At 42.6% G+C, this 22,071-nt stretch carries 15 protein-coding genes; 7 read left to right on the forward strand and 8 right to left on the reverse strand.

The features are described from left to right. The 5 genes from AC4E96_RS12010 to AC4E96_RS12030 all read left to right on the forward strand — a co-directional run. A partial coding sequence (locus tag AC4E96_RS12010) for a radical SAM protein (protein WP_490255982.1) occupies positions 1-597 on the forward strand: 597 nt, incomplete at its 5' end. A 34-nt stretch (positions 598-631) separates the two neighbouring features. Next, positions 632-2,587 carry a type IV pilus biogenesis/stability protein PilW gene (gene pilW, locus AC4E96_RS12015; RefSeq protein ID WP_490255983.1) on the forward strand — a complete coding sequence of 652 codons (1,956 nt, stop codon included), beginning with the start codon at positions 632-634 and terminating at the stop codon, positions 2,585-2,587. Beyond that, positions 2,587-3,747 (forward strand): RodZ domain-containing protein, encoded by a 1,161-nt coding sequence (locus AC4E96_RS12020; protein ID WP_490255984.1) that lies wholly within the window; start codon positions 2,587-2,589, stop codon positions 3,745-3,747. The genes pilW and AC4E96_RS12020 overlap by 1 nt, the downstream gene beginning before the upstream one ends. An 11-nt stretch (positions 3,748-3,758) precedes the next feature. Continuing rightward, positions 3,759-4,862, forward strand: coding sequence for a flavodoxin-dependent (E)-4-hydroxy-3-methylbut-2-enyl-diphosphate synthase (ispG, locus tag AC4E96_RS12025; protein WP_488033889.1), 1,104 nt, complete (start codon positions 3,759-3,761; stop codon positions 4,860-4,862). Positions 4,863-5,027: 165 nt separating this feature from the next. Continuing rightward, positions 5,028-5,717, forward strand: a complete 690-nt coding sequence (locus tag AC4E96_RS12030; protein ID WP_488033890.1) for a peroxiredoxin-like family protein — start codon at positions 5,028-5,030, stop codon at positions 5,715-5,717. Between the two features lie 199 nt (positions 5,718-5,916). Here AC4E96_RS12030 and AC4E96_RS12035 read toward each other — a convergent pair whose 3' ends face one another. The 3 genes from AC4E96_RS12035 to folE2 all read right to left on the reverse strand — a co-directional run bounded on the left by AC4E96_RS12035 (position 5,917) and on the right by folE2 (position 13,294). Continuing rightward, positions 5,917-7,323: an FAD-dependent oxidoreductase gene (locus AC4E96_RS12035; protein ID WP_488033891.1), complete on the reverse strand. Its 1,407-nt coding sequence runs from the start codon at positions 7,321-7,323 to the stop codon at positions 5,917-5,919. 18 nt (positions 7,324-7,341) lie between these two features. Beyond that, positions 7,342-11,847 carry a glutamate synthase large subunit gene (gene gltB, locus AC4E96_RS12040; protein WP_490255991.1) on the reverse strand — a complete coding sequence of 1,502 codons (4,506 nt, stop codon included), beginning with the start codon at positions 11,845-11,847 and terminating at the stop codon, positions 7,342-7,344. Between the two features lie 511 nt (positions 11,848-12,358). Beyond that, positions 12,359-13,294: a GTP cyclohydrolase FolE2 gene (gene folE2, locus AC4E96_RS12045; protein WP_490255985.1), complete on the reverse strand. Its 936-nt coding sequence runs from the start codon at positions 13,292-13,294 to the stop codon at positions 12,359-12,361. 389 nt (positions 13,295-13,683) lie between these two features. On the opposite strand from folE2, the gene AC4E96_RS12050 reads away from it, so the two are divergent. Beyond that, positions 13,684-15,447 carry a type 1 glutamine amidotransferase family protein gene (locus tag AC4E96_RS12050; protein ID WP_490255986.1) on the forward strand — a complete coding sequence of 588 codons (1,764 nt, stop codon included), beginning with the start codon at positions 13,684-13,686 and terminating at the stop codon, positions 15,445-15,447. Here AC4E96_RS12050 and AC4E96_RS12055 read toward each other — a convergent pair. The 5 genes from AC4E96_RS12055 to trmB form a co-directional block, all read right to left on the reverse strand. Next, positions 15,431-16,138, reverse strand: coding sequence for a YfiR family protein (locus AC4E96_RS12055; protein ID WP_490255987.1), 708 nt, complete (start codon positions 16,136-16,138; stop codon positions 15,431-15,433). The two genes, AC4E96_RS12050 and AC4E96_RS12055, sit on opposite strands and share 17 nt — an antisense overlap. Further along, positions 16,135-17,766 carry a sensor histidine kinase gene (locus tag AC4E96_RS12060; protein ID WP_490255988.1) on the reverse strand — a complete coding sequence of 544 codons (1,632 nt, stop codon included), beginning with the start codon at positions 17,764-17,766 and terminating at the stop codon, positions 16,135-16,137. The genes AC4E96_RS12055 and AC4E96_RS12060 overlap by 4 nt, the downstream gene beginning before the upstream one ends. Before the next feature lie 141 nt (positions 17,767-17,907). Further along, entirely contained in the window at positions 17,908-19,428 is a 1,521-nt protein-coding gene (locus AC4E96_RS12065) for a glycogen synthase (protein WP_490255989.1), read from the reverse strand. Positions 19,429-19,482: 54 nt separating this feature from the next. Then, complete coding sequence (locus AC4E96_RS12070) at positions 19,483-20,598, reverse strand: methyltransferase (protein WP_490255990.1); 1,116 nt, start codon at positions 20,596-20,598, stop codon at positions 19,483-19,485. Between the two features lie 3 nt (positions 20,599-20,601). Then, positions 20,602-21,351, reverse strand: a complete 750-nt coding sequence (gene trmB / locus AC4E96_RS12075; protein ID WP_488034179.1) for a tRNA (guanosine(46)-N7)-methyltransferase TrmB — start codon at positions 21,349-21,351, stop codon at positions 20,602-20,604. A gap of 157 nt (positions 21,352-21,508) precedes the next feature. On the opposite strand from trmB, the gene AC4E96_RS12080 reads away from it, so the two are divergent. Further along, the coding region (locus AC4E96_RS12080) for an A/G-specific adenine glycosylase (RefSeq protein WP_488034178.1) at positions 21,509-22,071 on the forward strand (563 nt) is incomplete at its 3' end.

Consider the following 22,071-nt stretch of genomic DNA (forward strand, 5'->3'; position numbering starts at 1 on the left):
AAAAACGTCGTGCCTGCGATGGAATTAATGATGGATGACTTTGCCTTTGGTTTATCTAAGCGCCGAGTAACACTAAGTACATCTGGTGTTGTACCTGCGCTTGATATGCTAAAAGAAAAAATCGACGTTGCCTTGGCGATATCACTACACGCGCCGAATGACGAATTGCGTGACATCTTGGTACCAATTAACAAGAAATATAATATCGAAGAGTTTTTGGCTTCATGTCGCCGCTATATCGACGGTTCAACAGCGAACAAAGAGATCACCATTGAGTACGTCATGTTAAACGGCATCAATGATTCAATGGATCAGGCGCGTGAGTTAGCACAAACGCTTCGCGGTACGCCTTCAAAAATCAACCTAATTCCATGGAACCCGTTCCCGGGTGCACCATACGAAAAATCATCAAATAGTCGCGTTGATCGTTTCGCCAAAGTCCTACAGGAAGAGGGCTATACTTGTATCGTTCGTCGCACCCGTGGTGATGATATTGACGCCGCTTGTGGTCAGTTAGTCGGTGATGTTGTCGACCGTACAAAACGAATGTTAAAAAAACAGATGAAAGGTGATTCAATATCAGTCAAAATGGTTTAGATAGGCATCAATAACTAACCAAAAGAAGTGAGTTATGGGACGAATTCTAATTGTGCTGATAAGTGCTGTTTTGACAACAGCCTGTGTTACGGAAAAAACATTTATAGACTCGAAGAAACAAGTACGTAGCTTCGAGTTTGATAGAACGGAAGCGGCGCGTACGCGGTTGATTCTGGGTCTTAGCTACCTTGAAAATAATCGCTACGAGCAAGCCAAGTTTAACTTGGAAAAAGCCTTAGACTTTGCGCCGACCAGAGCCGATGTAAACTACAGCTTAGGTTATTATTATCAAATGGTTGGCGAGATGAACATCGCCGAGACTTACTATCTCAAAGCCATCGATTTTGAACCTCAGAACCCTGATACACATAACAACTACGGTACTTTCTTGTGTAACGTAGGCCAGTTAGAAAAAGCCGAAACTTACTTCAAAAAAGCCATTTCGATTTCACAGTACACGCGTGCTGCAGACAGTTATGAAAACTTGGCGATTTGTGCTCTAACCAATAACGAGATACTGCAAGCTCAAGAGTATTTCGAATTATCGTATAAGCACAATCCAGGACGTCCAAATAACTTGTTGTCCCTTGCCGGTATTAAATACGCAACGGGCGATATTGTTTCAGCATTAGACTTTTATTCACGTTATTCAAGAATTACTGAACCTGGCCCTCGAGGTTTGTTGTTGGGTTATATTCTTGAAGATAAACGCGGACGTTTAACGCAAGCCAACCAATACGCTGACTTGTTGGTTGAGAAGTTCCCAAATAGCCGTGAAGCCCAATACATTACGACCAAAACGGTTATTAACAGTGAATTTGAGCAGTTGCGTATAAAATACCAAGCAACGCGTAACGAGCCAAAAATTCGAATTACCCGCAAGTCACCAAGCACTTCTTCAAAAGTGAGTTCTTCTCCTGCAACAAGCCAATCACTTGTCACGAGAAACCAAAAAATTGATGACTCCGAACGCCAAATTCGCACCAAAAATCTAAAAGACAATCAACGAACCTCTGGTGGTTTGGTGCTGCCAGCAACGGTAGCGACTGCAGTCAGTGAATACGCATCAAAAGCTGAATTTGTTCAGGATGTGAAGGACAAAATTGAGATGTTTTCCAAACCTCTGACAGATACGGAAAAAGCCAAAATCTCAACTCAAACTCAAAAGACGGTGGCGATTGCAAAAGAGCAGCCATTACCAGAAGAGAAAGTATTGGTAACACCAATTAAAAATGCAGTGTTAGTCAATGACCGTGCATCGACCAAAAACACTAGGACTTATCTTAAACCGACTCCACAAGGCTTGGTTGCGCCGACCTATAAGGTTCAACCAGGTGACAACCTTTATCGAGTATCACTTAAGTTTAATATCAAAGTATCAACAATAGAGGCCTGGAACGATTTAGGTGGTAAAGAAATGGTGGTTGGTCAAAAACTTTATGTCGCCAAACCTCAACCTTATATCACGGTCAATGCAGACACCTTGTTGTCAGACGTGGCTAAACAACAAAATATCAGGCTTCAAACGCTCTTGAAGTGGAACAACCTTGAAGAGGACGGTTGGTTGAAAGCCGGAACCCAAGTGTTAACGGCAGAGCCAGAGCTTTATACGACGTCAGCCAAATTGGCCGAACTTGAAAAGTTTGGTGAGCCACTTGAAATTAAACCACAAGACTTAGCCATTCCAACCCATACCGTTAAGTCAGGCGAGTTTTTATATAAAATTTCGACTAAATATAACGTCAAATTAAGCACTTTATTGAAGTGGAACAATTTGACAGAGAAGTCTAAGTTACAAATTGGTCAGACTTTGTTTGTTGCAAATCCGAATGTGTATTTTACTGCGCCTAAGCAACAAACTATTGCTGATATAGCCAGTACGCTAAATATCGATATTGAAGATTTTAAACGTTGGAACCAAATAGACAGAAACGGTGTCGTTAGTGCAGGGACCAAGTTATTGAAAGTTAATCCGGAGCAGTATCAATAATGTCAGATAAAAATAATCAGGACAAAAACCAAGAATTGAACGATACGCCTTCTGTTGATGAAGCTGCGTCTACTGCGAATCAAGGGCAAAATGTTGCGACCGAATTCAGTACTGGTCAAATTCTTACAAACGCTCGATTAGCACTTGGGGTCTCAGTTGAAGATTTGGCCGAACAAATAAGAGTGCCCCTGAAAGTCGTTAAGCAAATTGAAGCCGATGAGCTACCGACGAATTTACCAGAAACATTTGTACGAGGTTACATTCGTGCCTACGCCAAAAAGGTTGGTGTGGCCGAGTCTGCTGTTCTTAAAGAAATCGATTCGATGGCAGCAAGTAGCCCAGATGCCATGAAAATGCATTCTTTCTCAAAGCGCAGCAAGCGCAAGCGTATTGAGCGTCGTTTGACCATTATTACTTGGGTTATTGTGGCGGTATTAGGCATCGCCTTAGTGGCTTGGTGGGTACAAACAAAGGGTGCAGAGATGTTAGCTGAACAAACCAGTGAGCTTACTTCTCTGACAGAAACAAATGGGAGTGGTCAGAATAAAGACCAGTCGACGACTGAGTTAGAGGCAAATTCAATTGAGCCTGAAACAACTCTTGGTGAAAGTCAGTTAATGGTTCAAGACAGTGCGACTGACCCAGAAGTAAATACTGACAAGACAGAGCCTTCACAGAGTTCTGCACCGAGAAACTCAGTAGATGAAAATACAACGAGCGGCAATGTGTCTTCTGAACCTAACTCGTCTATGACAAACGCTGCAACGTTGCCTGAGCAAACTAACGAAATTAGCGGTGTTTCTCCAGAGCAGAACGACAGTGCTGATTTAGCCGCTGACGAGCAGGCTCCGGTTGTATTAAGTGATGCTGAACAACGCTTGCTTGCTGATAACGGTGAAGCCGATCCTGAAGATTTTATGAAGGTCGAATTTGAATTTGAAAACGATTGCTGGGTCGAAGTGTATGATGCTTTTGACGAGCGAATCGCAATTGGTAATAAGCCTGCTGGGTACTTAATGTCTTTGAACGCTCAAGGGCCTTTTAGAGTATTATTAGGAAATCCAGCTGGCGTAAAAATTTGGGTAAATGGAAGCCCGTTTGATATGTCAGACTTGCCGAAAAATCGCGTAGCGCGATTTGAAGTTGACGCAAACCTGTAAAGAGAAAAATCATGTTTGGTGAAAACCCGATAAAAAGACGTAAATCCACCCAGATCATGGTGGGTGATGTAGCAGTAGGTGGTGATGCGCCTATTGCTGTGCAATCAATGACAAACACAAAAACCACTGATGTTGAAGCAACGGTTGCGCAAATCAAGCGTATTCAAGATGCTGGTGCTGATATTGTTCGTGTATCTGTACCGACGATGGAAGCGGCTGAAGCGTTTCGTGAAATCAAACAGCAAGTAACGATTCCTTTAGTTGCTGATATTCACTTTGACTACCGCATCGCGCTCAAAGTCGCTGAATACGGTGTTGATTGTTTGCGAATCAACCCAGGTAACATCGGTAACGAAGAGCGTATCAAGGCTGTTATTGATGCTGCGAAGGAAAAGAACATTCCAATTCGTATCGGTGTAAACGGTGGTTCTCTTGAAAAAGACATTCAAGAGAAGTATCACGAGCCAACACCAGAAGCGCTGGTTGAGTCTGCAATGCGTCACGTTGAGATTTTACAACGACACGACTTCCACAACTTTAAAGTGAGTGTTAAAGCCTCTGATGTTCACCTTGCGGTTGGCGCATACCGATTATTAGCGACCAAAATTGACCAACCATTACACCTTGGTATTACAGAAGCTGGCGGTTTCCGCTCGGGGGCAGTTAAATCTGCAGTGGGCTTGGGTATGTTATTAGCCGAAGGTATTGGCGATACAATTCGTATTTCATTGGCTGCGGATCCTGTTGAAGAAGTTAAAGTTGGTTTTGATATTCTTAAGTCACTTGGTATTCGCTCACGCGGTATTAATTTTATTGCTTGTCCAAGTTGTTCTCGCCAAGAGTTTGATGTGGTGAATACCATGAATCAACTTGAGGAGCGATTAGAAGACGTTGTTGAGCCAATTACGGTATCTGTTATCGGATGTGTGGTTAACGGTCCTGGTGAAGCGCTGATCTCGGATATTGGCCTTGCGGGTGCGAACAAACGCAGTGGCTTTTATATCAATGGTCAACGCCAGAAAAAACGCATCGACAATGACGATGTCGTCGAGCAGCTAGAGTCTGAAATCCGCGAGTTTATTGCTAATCGCATTCCTGCTGAAAACGTCGAATAAAAAAGTTGAGTTTTTTGAAAGACTTTTAAGCTTGTTCAGGTCTTTATGAATACCCGAAAGTGCACCTACGAGGTGCACTTTTTTATTGAGCTAAAATCACAAACGTCCTGTACACAAAATACATTGAGACATTTGTTAACAAGCCAAATTATTCAAAGAGGACTTATGAAAATCGTTAACGCTTTATTCACTGCTGTAACTCTAATGACAGCCGCTTTATCTATGCCTAGTTTTGCAAATTCAGAAGCTGCACTAACTGACGCATCAGGTATTGCAGAAAGTGCCTACAAAGTAGCACCTATTTTACCGGGCATGATTGTACCGGACACGCTGATTGAAGATAAAAACAAAAATCCAATTCAGACGGCTGAGTTATTTGCCAAAAAGCCAACAGTATTAGTGGTTTATCGCGGTGGCTGGTGTCCTTATTGTAATGCTCAATTGCAAGGTCTTAAGAAGGTTGAAAAGTCGATTGAGTTCTTGGGTTACCAAATCGTCGCAATTTCACCAGATAGCAATAAAAACATTCAAGAACAACAAACCCGTGAAAAGATCGCCTATACCTTATTGGCTGACCCAAAAATGGACTTAGCGAAAAATATGGGTCTAGCGTTTTTCCTAGATAAGAAAACAGAAGCGATGTACCGCGACCGTTTAGGCGTGCCTTTCATTGATTTTGAAGGTGAGTCTCGAGTGGCACTGCCAGTACCGGCGGTATACATCATTGACCAACAAGGCATGGTGCACTTCCAATACGTTAATCCTAACTACGATGTGCGCCTAAGCGAAGAGTTACTTTACAGCGCAGCATCAGAAACGATGAAAGCTATCAATGCCAAAGGCATGAAGAAGTAGTTCCGGTTTTGATATGACCTCGAAAGTATTGATTTTTCCCAGAGGAAAATCATAGTCTATTAGGCGGACTGCTACGGTAAGCCAATTATCAAAAAGCCAGCTTTAAAGCTGGCTTTTTTGTAACTTATTAAACGAATTGCGAACTACGGGTTGTTAATAACCAATAAATCGTTTTCATCTAAAGCTCATACTGTCTCGATTAAACCTCTAGCATGTCCAACATGCCCTCTGCAGCATCGCGACCTTCGGCAATAGCTGTAACAACTAAGTCAGCTCCGCGGACAATATCGCCGCCTGCGAAGATTTTAGGGTGTGTGGTTTGATAAGCAAACTGACTTCCCTTACCAGCCTTAATCGTATTCCAAGGTGTCAGTTCGACCCCAAATGGACTGAGCCATTCAAGGTTAAGCGGCTTAAAGCCAAAGGCCATAACAACTGCATCTGCGTCGAGTGTATATTCACTGCCAGGAATCGACTCTGGTCGGCGACGGCCGTTTTCATCAGGCTCACCTAGCTGGGTTTTAATAAACCGAACACCAGTCGTTTGACCCTTGTCGTCGACTTCAATCGCAATTGGCTGAGCGTTCCATTCAAAAACAACACCTTCTTCTTTGGCATTCTGCACTTCACGGGCTGAGCCTGGCATACTTTCTTCATCACGTCGGTAGGCACAAACAACGGACTCCGCGTCTTGACGTACTGCTGTCCTGACACAGTCCATTGCCGTATCACCACCGCCGAGAACAACAACTTTTTTGCCGTTAAAATCGATACGCTCTGATGCGTTGCCCATGATGTATTTTGTATTACTGATCAAATAAGGGAGCGCTTCGTAAACACCAGGGGCGTTTTCATTGTCAAAACCACCTTTTAAATATTGATAAGTACCTACCGCTAAAAAGACGGCATCGTGCTCATCAATTATGGTTTGTAGTTCGATGTCTTTGCCAACTTCAGTATTAAGGACAAACTCAATGCCCATGCCTTCAAAAATACGTCGGCGATTTAAAATAACGTCTTTTTCTAATTTGAATGCCGGAATACCGTAAGTCAGCAAGCCACCAATTTCATCGTATTTGTCATAAACAACTGCTTTGACGCCGTTTCTCGCAAGGACATCGGCACAAGCCAATCCAGCTGGACCAGCACCAATAACGGCCACCTTTTTATCGGTTTGGACAACGTCAGATAAATCTGGACGCCAACCCATTTCAAACGCTTTATCAGTGATGTATTTTTCGATTGAGCCGATTGTTACCGCACCAAAGTCATCGTTAAGCGTGCAGGCTCCTTCACATAAGCGATCTTGAGGGCAAACACGGCCACAGACTTCAGGGAGGCTGTTAGTTTGGTGAGAGAGCTCTGCTGCTTCTATTATCTTGCCTTCATTTGCTAGTGCTAACCACTGCGGGATGTAGTTATGCACTGGGCATTTCCATTCACAATACGGATTACCGCAATCCAAGCAACGGTCTGCTTGTCCCTCGGCTTGCGCGGCCTGCATTGGTTCATAAATCTCGATAAAGTCAGATTTGCGAATTTTGATTGGTTGTTTTTTTGGGTCGATGCGCTGAACATCGACAAATTGATATACGTTCTGTCCCATAATGTCAGTCCTTACTTCCTACATCGCTTCAATTCTAAGTTCATCGGAGGAGCGTTGGCGGTGGCCAAGTAGCATTTCGACGGACGTTGATTTGGGTTTTACCAATTTGAACTTAGGTAACCATTGATCAAATTCACTCAAAATTTGTTGAGAACGCGCACTTTGTGTCGCTTCAAAATGATCGTTGATAAGACCGCGAAGGTTTTCGACATGTAAATCGTTAGTGATATCCAAGGCTTCGATGTGACCTGGGTTTAGACGAGAGCCTAATTGACCATCCTCGTCTAACAAATACGCAAAGCCGCCAGTCATACCGGCACCAAAGTTAATGCCTGTCTTACCGAGAATGACCACAACACCGCCTGTCATGTATTCACAAGCATTTTCACCTGTGCCTTCAATGACTGCTGTTGCGCCTGAGTTACGAACAGCAAAGCGTTCACCAGCACAACCAGAAGCAAATAACTTACCGCCAGTTGCTCCATACAAACAGGTGTTACCCATGATGGCTGACTTGTAACTTTCGTACGCAACACCGTGAGGAGGGTGAATAATGATCTTGCCGCCTGTCATACCTTTACCGACATAGTCATTGGCATCACCAGTCAGGTGTAAATGAATACCACCGGCGTTCCACACACCAAAACTCTGTCCGGCGGTGCCGGAGAAAGAAAGCTGGATTGGATCAGTCGCCATGCCTTGGTTACCGTGTCGTTGTGCCACTTCGCCCGATAGTCGAGCTGGCACCGAGCGGTCGGTATTCTTAATCGGATAGAAAAACGCACCACCTGTTTTTTGAGCAACAGCCGTTTGGCAATCATTAACGATACGCTGATTCAGGTTAGCCGGGTCGAGCGGCGTATTCGGCGTTGTCGAATACAAAGGGTGCTCATTTTTGACTGAGCTTGAGTTTATAAAACCACTTAAGTCTAAGTTCTTTTGTTTGTCGGTTGTGCCTTCGTGTACTTCGAGTAAATCAGTGCGACCAATCAATTGATTGAGGTGTGTCACGCCAAGCTTGGCCATCCACTCACGTGTTTCTTGAGCAATAAACTTAAAGTAGTTTTCAACCATATCTGGCAAGCCAGCAAAGTAGCGCTCACGTAATAAGTTGTCTTGTGTCGCCACACCGGTCGCACAGTTATTTAAATGACAAATACGTAAGTACTTACAGCCCAGAGCTACCATAGGACCTGTACCAAACCCGAAGGTTTCTGCACCTAAAATTGCAGCTTTGATAATATCTAGACCTGTTTTAAGTCCGCCATCCACTTGTAACTTAACTTTATGGCGAAGGCCGTTTTCTACGAGTGCTTGATGAACTTCACTTAAACCGAGCTCCCACGGACTACCGGCGTGTTTGACCGAGGTTAATGGGCTTGCGCCTGTACCGCCGTCAAATCCAGAAATTGTGATTAAATCAGCGTTGGCCTTAGCAACACCGGTGGCAATCGTACCGACACCAGGCTCTGAAACGAGTTTAACCGACACCAACGCATTTGGATTGACTTGTTTTAAGTCGAAGATCAATTGCGCTAAGTCTTCAATTGAATAAATGTCGTGATGTGGTGGCGGTGAAATTAAAGTCACGCCTTGCGTACTAAAACGCAGTTTGGCAATTTCGGCACTGACTTTCTCTCCAGGAAGCTGACCGCCTTCACCTGGCTTTGCGCCTTGAGCTACTTTTATTTGCAATACTTCTGCATTACGTAAGTAGTGAGGTGTTACACCAAAACGGCCCGAGGCAATTTGTTTTATCTTTGAGTTTTTCTCCGTACCAAATCGACGTGGATCTTCACCACCTTCACCCGAGTTTGAGAAACCTCCTAAACGGTTCATCGCAATGGCTAATGCCTCATGGGCCTCTGGGCTTAATGCACCTATGGACATGGCTGCTGAATCGAACCTTGGATAAAGCGCAATAGCATCTTCTACTTCACTTAACTCGATTCCTGTTTGCGACTTAAGACTTAACAAATCTCTAAAATGAGCCGCTGGTCGATTGTTAACGGTCTCGGCGTATTTTGCGTAGTCATTGTAATCACCCGATTTTACCGCTACTTGAAGTTGCTGAACGACATCCGGGTTGTAAGCGTGATATTCACCACCGTGAACAAATTTTAATAAACCGCCATGATTAATTGGCTTTCTTGCTAACCATGCGCGCTTTGATAGGGCCTTTTGGTCGTTTTCAATATCAGAAAAGCTAGCGCCACCTACACGGCTGACTAAATGTGGGAAACAAAGTTGCATGATATCGTCATTAAAACCGATTATTTCGAATAGGTTTGAACAACGATATGAGGCGACGGTCGAAATTCCCATTTTCGACATAATTTTAAGCAAGCCTTTGTTTAGGCCTTGTCGATAGTTTGTCAGAGCGGTTTTTGCATCGTGTTTTATCGTACCGTTTTCAACGAATTGCTCGACCGTTTCATAGGCTAAATACGGATAAACCGCAGTTGCACCTAAGCCGACCAAAACTGCTAACTGGTGAGAGTCGCGAACACTGGCCGTTTCTACTACCATATTGGCATCACAACGCAGTTGCGCCGTAACTAACGCTTGTTGAACCGCACCAACAGCAAGTGGTGCAGGAATAGGTAATTTGTCTCTTTGTAAACCACGGTCCGACAAAATCACGATAACGGTTTGTTGGCTTTTGACCGATTCGATGACCTGTTTGGTCAAGTCTTCGATGGCTTGTTTTAAGCTGAATTCACTTGGAGAATAGAACAGTGAAAACGTCTCGCTACGATAATGCTCTTGATCAAACTCTTTGAGCTGTTGTAAATCCGTGTACATAAGTACTGGAGAGTCAAACAAAACTCTGTCCGCATAACCTGAGGTTTCGGCAAATACGTTTTGCTCTCGGCCAATACAAGTCGCTAACGACATTACATGGGCTTCGCGTAACGGGTCAATTGGCGGGTTAGTAACTTGAGCAAACTGTTGACGGAAGTAGTCGTATGAGTTGCGAACCGTTTGGGATAACACAGCCATTGGTGTGTCATCACCCATTGAGCCTGTGGCTTCTTGGCCATTGGTAGCCAGAACCTTAATGACTTGCTCAATTTCTTCAAAGTTATAGTTGAATAACTTGTGGTAGGTTGCTTGGGTTTTATCGTCAAACAAACGCGTCCCAATCAAAGCGGCGTCAGTTTCTTCAAAAGGAGTCAAACGACGTATATGACCATCGAGCCACTCTTTGTAAGGGTGGCGTTCTTTAAGTTCGTAGTCGATTTCATCAGAGTGCCAAATCTTACCCGTATAGGTATCGACGGCGAGCATTTCACCCGGACCAACACGGCCTTGTTCGACAACCTCGTCTGGGCTGTAATCCCAAATACCAGACTCGGATGCTAACGTCAGAAGCTTGTCTTTGGTAATAATATATCTCGCTGGGCGCAGACCGTTTCTGTCTAAGTTACAAGCAACGTGTCGGCCATTGGTCAAAACGATACCGGCCGGACCGTCCCATGGCTCCATGTGCATTGAATTGAACTCGTAAAAGGCTTTGAGCTGTTCATCCATTTGCGGATGTTTTTGATAGGCTGGTGGCACTAATAAACGCATAGCGCGGAATAAGTCCATACCGCCGGCCAAAAACAACTCCAGCATATTGTCCAACGAAGCACTGTCGCTACCTTCATAATTAACAAAAGGCGCGGCTTGTTGTAAATCTGGGATCAAAGGCGAGTGGAATTTGTATTGGCGTGCTTCAGCCCATTGTCGGTTGCCTTTAATAGTATTGATTTCACCATTGTGCGCTAAAAATCTAAATGGCTGAGCCAAACGCCACTCAGGAGAGGTATTCGTTGAAAAACGCTGATGGAAAACACAAATGGACGTCTGCATTCGTATATCGGCTAAGTCTAAATAAAACTCAGCCAAGTCTTTAGGCATCACCAAGCCTTTGTATATAGTCACCAAGCAGCTAAGGCTTGGAATATAGAACTCTGGGTCGTGACTCATTTGTTTTTCAATGCGACGACGTGCCATATACAAACGTCGTTCGAAGTCTTTTTTACGCCAGCCCGTTGGTGCATTGACAAAAACTTGTTTAATGGTTGGTAGTCTATCTTTGGCAATCTCACCTAATACGTCAGTGTTAATAGGAACGTCACGCCAACCGACAATTTGTAGGGTTTCTTGGTTGAGTTCTTGTTCGATGATTTGTTTGGCTTGTTGCGCGAGAGTGGGGTCAGTATTGAAGAAAATATTTCCGACGGCATATTTTTTACCAAGTCGCCATTGGTTTTGTTCTGCGATTGCTCTGAAAAAACCATCAGGCTTTTGCATTAGCAGTCCACAACCGTCGCCTGTTTTACCGTCTGCCGAAATGCCACCACGATGTTGCATTCGCGCTAGGCTGGTAATTGCGGTGCGGATTATTTTATGACTCACTTCACCCTCTAGATGAGCAATCAAGCCAAATCCACAGTTATCCTTAACCCAACGTTCATCGTGAAGTTTGCGTGGCGGTGCTTGTTGTTCAAGCCCCTGGCACGACGTAGAGATCATCGCTTTCAAAATCGTCTCCTTTATAACCCGCTAACACAGAGTCACTTTGTCTTTATTGTCTTTATTGTTGTTATTGTCAGCGTAAACCTACTCAAAGATTCCTGTTTTCATTTGAATCAATAAATTCAAAGTGAACAGTCAGGTTTTACCCTTTGGTAGTGAATAAATATTCATTTTGGTGCAATTAAACTAACCATACTGGTGCAATAATTCAAGTAAAAAATAGTATTAATACTCTAAATTCTGTAACTGAATTACTGTTGAGCGATGAGAATTACGCTGTAATGTTCATTTTAGTGCATATTTTCAACGTTAGATGGAATTTTATTTCTTGTTGGGGAGGTTTGTTGGCGTGGGAGCCGTATGAGGGAATAATGTTGATAAGACACGTAATTTTTTATAAGTAAATAAAAAGCCGCATGAGCGACTTTTTATTCGTTAATAGTGACTAAACAACCCTTGCTTTTAATTCAATTAAAAGCAAGACCTTTAGGCCTGCTATTTGAAAGTGTTATGTAAATGCGTGATTGGTATAGCCGCCGTCAATACCTTTACTAGCGACAGCAACAGCATCATGAGCGTGAAGAGATTCGTAGTGGTTTACGCGAATCCAGAAATCAATCATGCTTTCTTGACCATTAAGCGCGGCCTTGATTCGACGGCTCGCATCTTCACAGAACATTAGGTTTTGACCATTCAAACGCGCAAATTCTTGTTCGTCTTCACGCTTGACCGCTGCTTGAACCGGAGTTTGTAGAGCATGTTCAATCGCATCAACTAAGTCGACAATCGGGAAGTCGGTCAAATCACTATTCAGTTTCACTTTTACATCGGCGATTGAGCGCTGACTGTGCGGCGTTGCGATAATGCCATCAGTTGAACCTAAAAAGTCCAAAACGTCTGTTGAGTTAATTTCTGTTTGGCCAGCAAATGTCTCTGTAAACTGGTTTTGAATCAGCTGCCTTGCTAGAGCCGCTGAGCATGGGCAAGTTGAAGAGTATGGTACTTTTACGGCAAGCTCGATATCAACTTGGCCTTTGATCAATTGTCCAGTGATTGTGACAGGGTAGGCCTTCCAACCTAATTTACCACTGATTAGAGACTTTCGACGCATGTGATAATCAAAATCAAACTTTATCTGGGCGCAGTCGCTGATGCCTTCGTGACTACTTACAAAGCCTGCTAAGAGCGTTTTTAAATTCTTTACACTAAGGGCGCTTTGTGTAGACAGCTCATCTACCATTAGATACAACCTCGACATGTGAATGCCTTTGGCCTTAGGGTCTTTGAGGTCAACAAATGCTTCAATTAGAGCAGACACAGGTCTCGTGTCACCTTGCATTTCGACCATGATTGGCATTTCAATATTACTCATGCCTACCCAATCAAGAACACCTTCAGTCTGAGCCTTCGCTTGGTTTGCAATGTCTGGCATATTCGCTGGCATGGATTCTCCGTGTATCAACAACAAAAGCCCTCGTGTTTCATAGAGAGGGCTATTAAAAAATAATTTGACGACAGTCTGTTTGTTTATGCGGTCAATTTATACCACAAATGAACTTCTAAATTAACTAATTACGACTTTTTATTACTGAGGATTTCGCTATATGGATTTACCTTTTTGCATATAAAAGAGTACAGAGCATTAAAGTTTAGACTTAAGTATGGATTCTAATTGAATATTTGATTCAAACTCTGTAATTATCTATAACTGTGGTAGGGTAACTAATAGTAATAGTTTTAATCGTTATCTTAATCTCTGTCATCTCGCACTAAATGCCCATTCTATCGGCGAATGACTTATATATGGGATTTTTGAACAAGGGAAGTGTCGCTATGGTTCAATTTAAATTTTGTCACATTATTAGTGTAGCGCTGAGTTTGATGGCCTTGTTAATTCAGCCAACTCAGGCCGCGCAAAAAGTATTAATTGGCGGTGATTTAAATATATGTAGAAGCGACCAAGTTACGAATTGTACTAATAAAAAAGCTTTCAGCGATAATGCCTTTAGCAAAAAGCAATACGATTTAAATGGCCGACAGTTAGCAGAACTGTCAAAGTCGATCGAGGCTTTCCCTCAATATCAATCCGCATCGCTCAAAAAGCTAATTCAATTTTTGTCTCAACCTGCTCGCTTGCCAAAAAGAACAGGATTGTCGGAAAGTGATATTAGGGTGGCTGCGCTAAAACAAATTCCGACGACATTTCGTCAATTGACACATGGTCAATGGCAACTGGTTCTTGATCACTTAGAGTCTATTCCAAAACAAAAACGATTTTTGCAATCATCGACAGCGAAAACGAAAGAAGTATCTCTTAAGCACACTGAAGATGATTTTTCCGTCAGAGCTCTTCGCTCTGTGGTAGATGAACTCAACGGTGATAATTTGTTAATTGTCACCGCGGCGAATTCCGATGTATTTGAGGATGTCGTTTGGCTCATCGATGCATTTGACCAATTAGATATAAATGCAGAGTGGCTTCCACTTGAAGGCGCTATTTCACAAAGAATAGTGGACAATTTGGATGAAGAAAAAAGAGAGCAGGCTTGTAATCGTTTAGATCAATTTCGAGCGGAAGTAATGGGGCGTTTTAATCGCGGGTTGATATACCCTAAACTTCAAGAACAATCGTTAGACCATTGTCTTAATCCAGATGAAAACCAGGAGCTTATTGATGAGGCTGATGGCGTGTTGTTTTGGGGTGATAACCCCGTGACACTTGGTTTAGCCTTGACGAATGGAAACGGTGAGCCGAGTAAAGAATGGCAAAAAATACTGCAAAAGCACAATAAAGGTAAGTTGTTAATTGCCGCAAATGGTGGCGCTGTTCATGCCTTTTCTAACAAAGGAGAAAGAGCTGGCGCGTTAATATCTGGTGATAGTCACACGGCGCTTCTTAAAGGGATATCTTTTATGTCGGCAAATCAGACATGGAGTTATCCAAACCCTAGCCAAACTGCACTTATGTTAACACCACCGAACAATACCGCAGGCACTTTGAATTTGGGGCTATTTAACAACATCATTTTTGATACTGAGTTCAGTAACAAAGGAAACCAAGGTCGACTTTTATCATTGATCACGCAAAGCCGCCCGGCTTATGCAATCGGAATAGATAGTCGAACTATTGCAAAGATTGTTCAGAAGGACGACACGTTAACTATTTCAGTCACCGGTGAAGGTGGTGTGAGCCTATTTGATAATAAGGCAATTAAAATTAGTACGTTAGTTCCAGTGCAATCTGAAAAAGTGGTAATGAACTATTTAACTCCTGGCGATAGTGCCATGATAAGCCTAACAGAAATGACAATAGATTTTGCTGATTGGAAATATAGCTCGAGCCACTACGGTCAGTCTGTAGTAAAGGGCGGGCAAGCATTTAAATCGGATAACTTCTTCAAAACGTTATATATGTTGTGTTCGACTGGCGGCAATGTTGCCACACTTAAACACATTGAGCTTGGTCAAGGTCATCAAATCAAAGTTAAAAAACAACCTCGTTCGGCGTCTGTAAATGGTAGTCAAAACATAAACGGTAAAAACTATCGTTATTGCTCATTTAGAGGGTATGAGCTAGCCACTAAGGTTTTACTGTAATTGAGTTGAGTAGTTGGCTATGAAGTTCGACGTTGGACTGTTTGAGAGCGAATTTACTGATTGAAATAATGGGCCTGGCATCGACAAAAGTAATGCTTGAGATATGTCCTAGGTTTTTAAAATCATCATTGTTGCTTATGGTTAATGCATTTCTGGATAGTTTGCTTACTATTTCTTTTTGTAACCTAGATGTTGGAGCGATATAAACAATGTGACACTGATTAGGTCTTAAGTTATTCAGTGCAGGATCTTTTATCACTTCTACTGATTTTTTTAACATGCCTTGTTGAATTTTTGTCTCCAAAATCTCCCCAATCACCAAACTACTGGTGCCAACAAAACAAATTACTGTCGGCGTAGACGGTGTAGGAAAGTCCACAAATGAGGTCAGCTTGTATATAAGTGCAGCAGTGAGTCGCTGTTCAGGAGTATATGGTAATGGTTCCGAAGAGCTTAAGTCTGCGTTAGATAGATCATCGAGCCTGGCTACCACCATCGCTTTTACCTGGCTAACTGCACGTGCCTCATTTGTAAACTTTTCAGTGGCAGGAACGTGAGCAGGGGTAGGCAAGGGGAGTTGTTTTTCCGCGGGCACTTCATTGGGCATTAAGCTGGCACCCAAAAATAAGGTAGAGACGACGGCTTTCGGCAGCATACTTAAAACGGTACGGGATAATAATGAAAGTTTCACAGTCGCTCCTCCAAGTTTGAAGGAAACTCGATGTTAAATTGCGCGCCTTTACCTACTTCGCTATGAACGCTAATTTTTCCATTTAAGGCTTGGGTCACCAAGTTATACACTAAATGCAGCCCAAGTCCTGAGCCACCATCACCGCGATTGGTGGTGACAAATGGGTCAAACACCTTTTGTTTGACTTTTTCTTCGATGCCGCAGCCATTGTCTTTTATTTGCAGGTAACAGGTCGAGTTTTTGACCGAAGCTTTAATTGTGATTGTACCTTGTTCCATACTTTTGAATGCGTGAATAATGGCATTCATGATCATGTTAATAATTATCTGATTAATTGGTCCTGGCTTGGTGGTAACGTAAGTTTCATCCTCGCACTCTACCTCGATTTGGTGGCGGTATTTTTTCAAAGTAGGTTGCATTGAGGTGATAACCTCGTGGATATATTCTTTGATATTTATCTTACGGACTGAGCCAGCAGTCTGGTCTACCGCTACTTGCTTGAATGAGCTAATTAAGTCTGCTGCACGGGTTAGGTTGCGGTAAATGATTTGAGTGTTTTCTTTACTTTCCTGTAAAAACTTAGTCAATTGTGGAGCAGTTAGCGTTTGTTTTTCTAGTTGGTGGGCAATATCGTCTATTTTGTCGGATAACATTGTCGATGCTGTCACACCTAGACCGATAGGAGTATTTACTTCATGGGCAACGCCAGCCACCATTTGGCCCAAACTGGCCATTTTTTCAGACTGAATGACCTGTGATTGATACTGGTGAACTTGCTCTAATGCATCGAGTAGCTCTTGATTGGAGTCTCTTAGGGCTTGGGTTCTCAATATGACCTTTTCTTCAAGGTTCTGGTTAAACTCTTTAATTTCAGCCTCTGCGGCAGAATAGCGGATGATTTGCCGGTTTATTTTACTTAACAATTCATTGACCGCATCAGCGACAATTTGAACTTCTCTAAATTCTGTTGGCTCTAGTTGGTAATCAAAATCTTTTCTTTTAGTGGCTTTTTCTATGTCATCAACAAAGTTATCAATAGGTTTTAATATTCTGCCTCTGAGGGCAAAAGCGAGAAGTACCGCTAGAACAGACACCAAAATAGCAATTGCGGAGGTGTATTTGATTTGAGTATTTATCGATTCTTGATATTTATCTAGATTAAGTCGAAGGTATACGTATCCCAATTCTTCATTCGATGTATTGTCTATCACTGGGACTGCGTATTCGACATAATCATTTTGAAAAACAGGGGAGGCCAAGTCATTTAAACGTTCACTTTGTTCAGGCAAAGGCAGGCTGTCTTCTCGGTCAAAACTAGTAAAATACGTTAAATTATTTGTCGCTTCGTCTCGCTTATATATATGAATAGTTTCGACATCTTCAATACTTTTAATGGTCGTTAAAAAGCGCTGCAACCCTTTACGCTGATCAAAAGTAATCGGCGCCACTGCGTTAAATGCCAATACATCGGCTAAAGCATGGATCAGACGCGTCGACTCTTGCTTAATTTCTTTACTGTGCACCCAGCTCGTCAGCCCCATAGAAAGGGTTAACGTCAACAGCCCGACAATAAGAATTGCCGAGGAGACTGTAGTGCTCAAAGAAACAACTGCGTTTTTTCTTGCCATCTAGTTAAACAAATTCCTTGTTTGTTGGGGTCTTAAATGACTTGTATTGTATAACTTGTATCCGTATACAAATAATACCTTACTGCTTTGATGTCATTTTGCAATTAAAACAGAGAGTAATTTTGTAGTATTAATAACTGCTTATATAGATAATAGTTGCTTATAAAGAGATTGGTAACTATTAGCGGCACGATGCCAATAAAATTTGATTTCCATGGCATGGGTTTGAGCATCATTGAGCTTGCGCTGGTTTGTAATGTAGAGCAAGTGGGCCCTTCTAATAGCAGAAGAAAGTGAGGCTACCTCGGGTTGTTCGAATAAAATACCGTTACCATTCACATCGTTTATGTCGATTACACTATCCACTAAACCACCTACTTTACGCGCTATCGGCAATGTACCAAATGCTAAAGAATGCATTTGGGTCAATCCACATGGTTCATATAAAGATGGGATTAGAAAAAAGTCAGCACCAGCTATTGCTCGGTGATTAATTTCTTCAGTGAAGCCGTTAAAGAAAAACAGCTTGGTCGGATGGTGTAACATTAACTCTTGAAGCTGGTCTGTGTATTTAGGGTCGCCTGTGCCGATAATGATGACTTGAATAGGGTGTTCAAGTACATCGACTAAGCTCGGAATTAAATAATCCATCCCTTTTTGATGCGTTAGGCGACTGACCTGGACAAACAACGGAATGGATTTATCAATGGGAAGTCCGGCCCAGTTTTGAATTGCTTGTTTGTTTTTGAGCTTGTTGCTGCGGTCTTGGAGTGAGAAATGCTCAATGAGATACTTATCCTTACTCGGATCCCAGTCTGTATAATCACAGCCATTTAATATACCGATAAGTTTATCTTTAAAACGAACAAAGCTCTCTTGAAGCTGGTGAGAGCCAAGCGGAGACAAGAGCTCAGTCGCATAATTTGGACTTACTGCAACGATTTTATCGACATATTCAAGCGCGCAAGTTAGGAAGTTGATTTGCGAGCTTCCCTCATTAACCGTTTGCGTATTACTATCCACTTCGCCATGCGAGAGCCCTTGTTTAGCTTGCAGGATAGAGGGCATTAAATCAGTTAATTGCGTATGCTCGAAGATACCCTGAAAGGCACCGTTGTGAATGGTAATTAAGGTGCGGCATTGATGAGGTAGATAACGCTTGGCAAACAAGGGGACAAGTCCCGTTTGCCAATCATTACAATGAATGATGGTTGGTAGAAAATTTAATTCTTCACTGTACAAAGCGAACATTTGGACAACGGCAAAGTTAAATAACCCAAAGCGAATCCCATTATCGGCAAAAGCTTGGTAGTCAGTATCGTATAGACCGTCTCGGGCAAAAAAGTCATTAATTTCAAAACTTAAAACATCAACCTCATTGAGTTTAAAAGCGTGAACTTTGACCCGAACGGATAAGTGATTGTGCTGATCATTACTTGGAAGGGTAAGTTCGACATCTTTAACAAGACGAGGTGCTGGGAAGCCCGGTTGTTTGCTTAACTCGGTAAGTCTAGACGATAAAACCTGATAATGAGGAAGGGCAATGACTGTGTTTGTGCCCTGTTTTTTCAGTTCAGTAGGAAGGTGGCGCGCGACATCTGCGAGGCCACCCGTTTTAACTAAACCATCGAGCTCTGAAACGACAAATAACGCATTAACCATAACCTTGTCCCTGTTTACAAACGGCGGATTTAAACAGTCAGAACCCTCGGGTGATTATTTAATGACGTAGACGCTAAATCGTTTGTTGTTTACAACCGTTGTTGCTGGTTTTAAAAACTTAGCAAACCAGTCTTGGTAAGGCAAAAATGAATTTGCCACTATCCACATTTGATAATTCATTTTTAGGCGTGGTTTGCTATCTTTAACAAAGTTTTCAACGATTGAATAGTCGGTCTTTAATCCCGTGTGAAATGGTGGATTAGAGACAATAAACTTATACGTTGGTACAGCATTTAGTTTAGATAAACCATTGGCATGAATTGCACGGCCTTCAATACCATTTAAAGCATACGTTTGCTCAGTGCTTCTTACTGCTAATGCGTCGACATCTAATGCATCAACAGTGACATCTTGAGTTTTGGCTAAAGTTGTTGCAATCACTCCACAACCGCAGCCAAAATCGAGGCCGTGACCTTTTAAGTTGTGTACTTCTTTTAATAAAAGCTCGGTACCAGAATCTAATCGCGTGGCACTAAATACACCAGGTAATGATGCTAACTGAAGTGTAATGCTAGAAATCCCTCTCTCTAGTAGTGAGTGCTTACTAGGCTTAAAGTCTATAGTCAGCTCGGTTGTACTAAACCAGTCATCCATTGTTTTGTTGCAAGGCTCATTGTTAAACACGCCACTAAAGAGCATACAATGACGTGCCGCATCGACTTTTTTAATACCAGATGAGAAGTGTTTTAAGATTTTTTCACAGCCTTTAATTCCACCTTTTTTCTCACCGACTGCGTACCAGCTACCATTTTCTTTTAACAACTGACTTGCCATAGAAACATAGTAGTCAAAACGTTGTTTGGCTTTTGGGAAGTAAATAAAAACAGCATCAAACTTGATTTCGTTAACATCTGAGGTGGCTAGCCAAGCGCTAGTGTGAATCGATGTCACTGTTGGAATCGATTCGGCTTTGCGTTGCAGAGTCTCAAAAGTATCAGCAAAGGGCGTGTATACCACCCAGTTGATGTCGGGACGCGCTTCGCTAAAAATTCTAAGGGCGTCATCAGGCAAAGCATCGACTAATAAAATATTACCAGCAGGCAAGTGGTCTAAATTGCGCTCGATAACTTGGTTTTCTGCAAAAATATGACCTTGAGAGTTAGAAGCCATTGGTTAGCTTTCTCGCTCAAACATGATGTCCCAAACACCGTGACCCAAACGATGACCACGTTGTTCAAACTTTGTTAAAGGGCGGCTATCAGGTCGTTCGACGTATATACTATCTTGGTTTTCCGCGCTGTTGATTTTGGCGGCAATATTAGTAAAACCAGGTGCCGCGTCCATGACTTCAATCATGTGCTCAGCGTAGTTTTCCCAGTCAGTTGCCATGTGGAAAACACCACCAATCGCTAATTTTGATCTAAGGTTTTGAACAAACTCAGGCTGAACAATACGACGTTTGTGGTGACGTTTCTTGTGCCAAGGATCTGGGAAGAACAACTGTACTGTGCTCAAAGACTCGTCAGGAATACAGTCGCGAAGAATTTCAACGGCATCGTGGTTGTAAACACGTAAGTTTGTGACTCCAGCTTCGTGGGCCGTTGCCAAACACGCTCCAACACCAGGTAAATGAACTTCAATACCGATAAAGTTTTTCTCCGGTGCGTTTTTTGCCATTTCAACGAGTGATGCACCCATACCAAAACCAATCTCCAATACAACCGGATTGTCGTTGCCAAAGACTTTATTAAAGTCGAGTAATTCGGCTGAATGATCCAAGCCCATCGTTGGCCAGTAGGTATCTAGAGCTTTTTGCTGGCCCTTAGTCAAACGTCCTTCGCGTTTTACAAAGCTTTTGATGGTACGAATGTATTTACCTTCTGATTTGGCTTTTTCAATGGCATCTTGGTTTTGATCTGTCATTTGTTATCTGCTTTAACGAATTAAAATTGGGATAAAATTAGCCGCGCATTATCTTATACAGGGCTCACACTATCAAGGTATTCCGCTGACTGTTGTTATTTTGATATAGTGTGGCTCCTCGAGCACGATGATTAAATTATAGGTTGTTGTATTAAAAATGGTGTCCAAAATAGATTCAAACTCGGCTACTCAAGCCAAATGGTTTCAAAATCAAGTGCTCAATTGGTACGACGAACACGGTCGAAAACATCTACCATGGCAGCAAAATGTGACACCTTACAAGGTCTGGTTATCAGAAGTTATGTTGCAGCAAACTCAAGTCACCACCGTGATCCCATACTTCGAGACATTCATGAATCGCTTTCCAACGGTCGTGGACTTGGCTAACGCCGATGAGGATGAAGTTCTACATTTGTGGACTGGTTTGGGTTATTACGCTCGAGCTCGAAACTTACACAAAGCCGCCAAAAAAGTAAGAGATGATTATAATGGCCAGTTTCCAACTCAGTTTGAGCAAGTCCTGGATTTACCTGGAGTTGGGCGCTCCACTGCGGGAGCGGTCTTATCACTTGGCGATGGCCAATATCACCCTATCTTAGATGGTAACGTAAAAAGAGTACTGACTCGTTTTTTTGCGGTATCAGGTTGGCCAGGTAAAAAGACCGTTGAAAACGAATTGTGGCAATATGCCGAGCAACTGACATCACCGACTCGTCCAGG

Source organism: Psychrosphaera sp., from assembly GCF_982872775.1.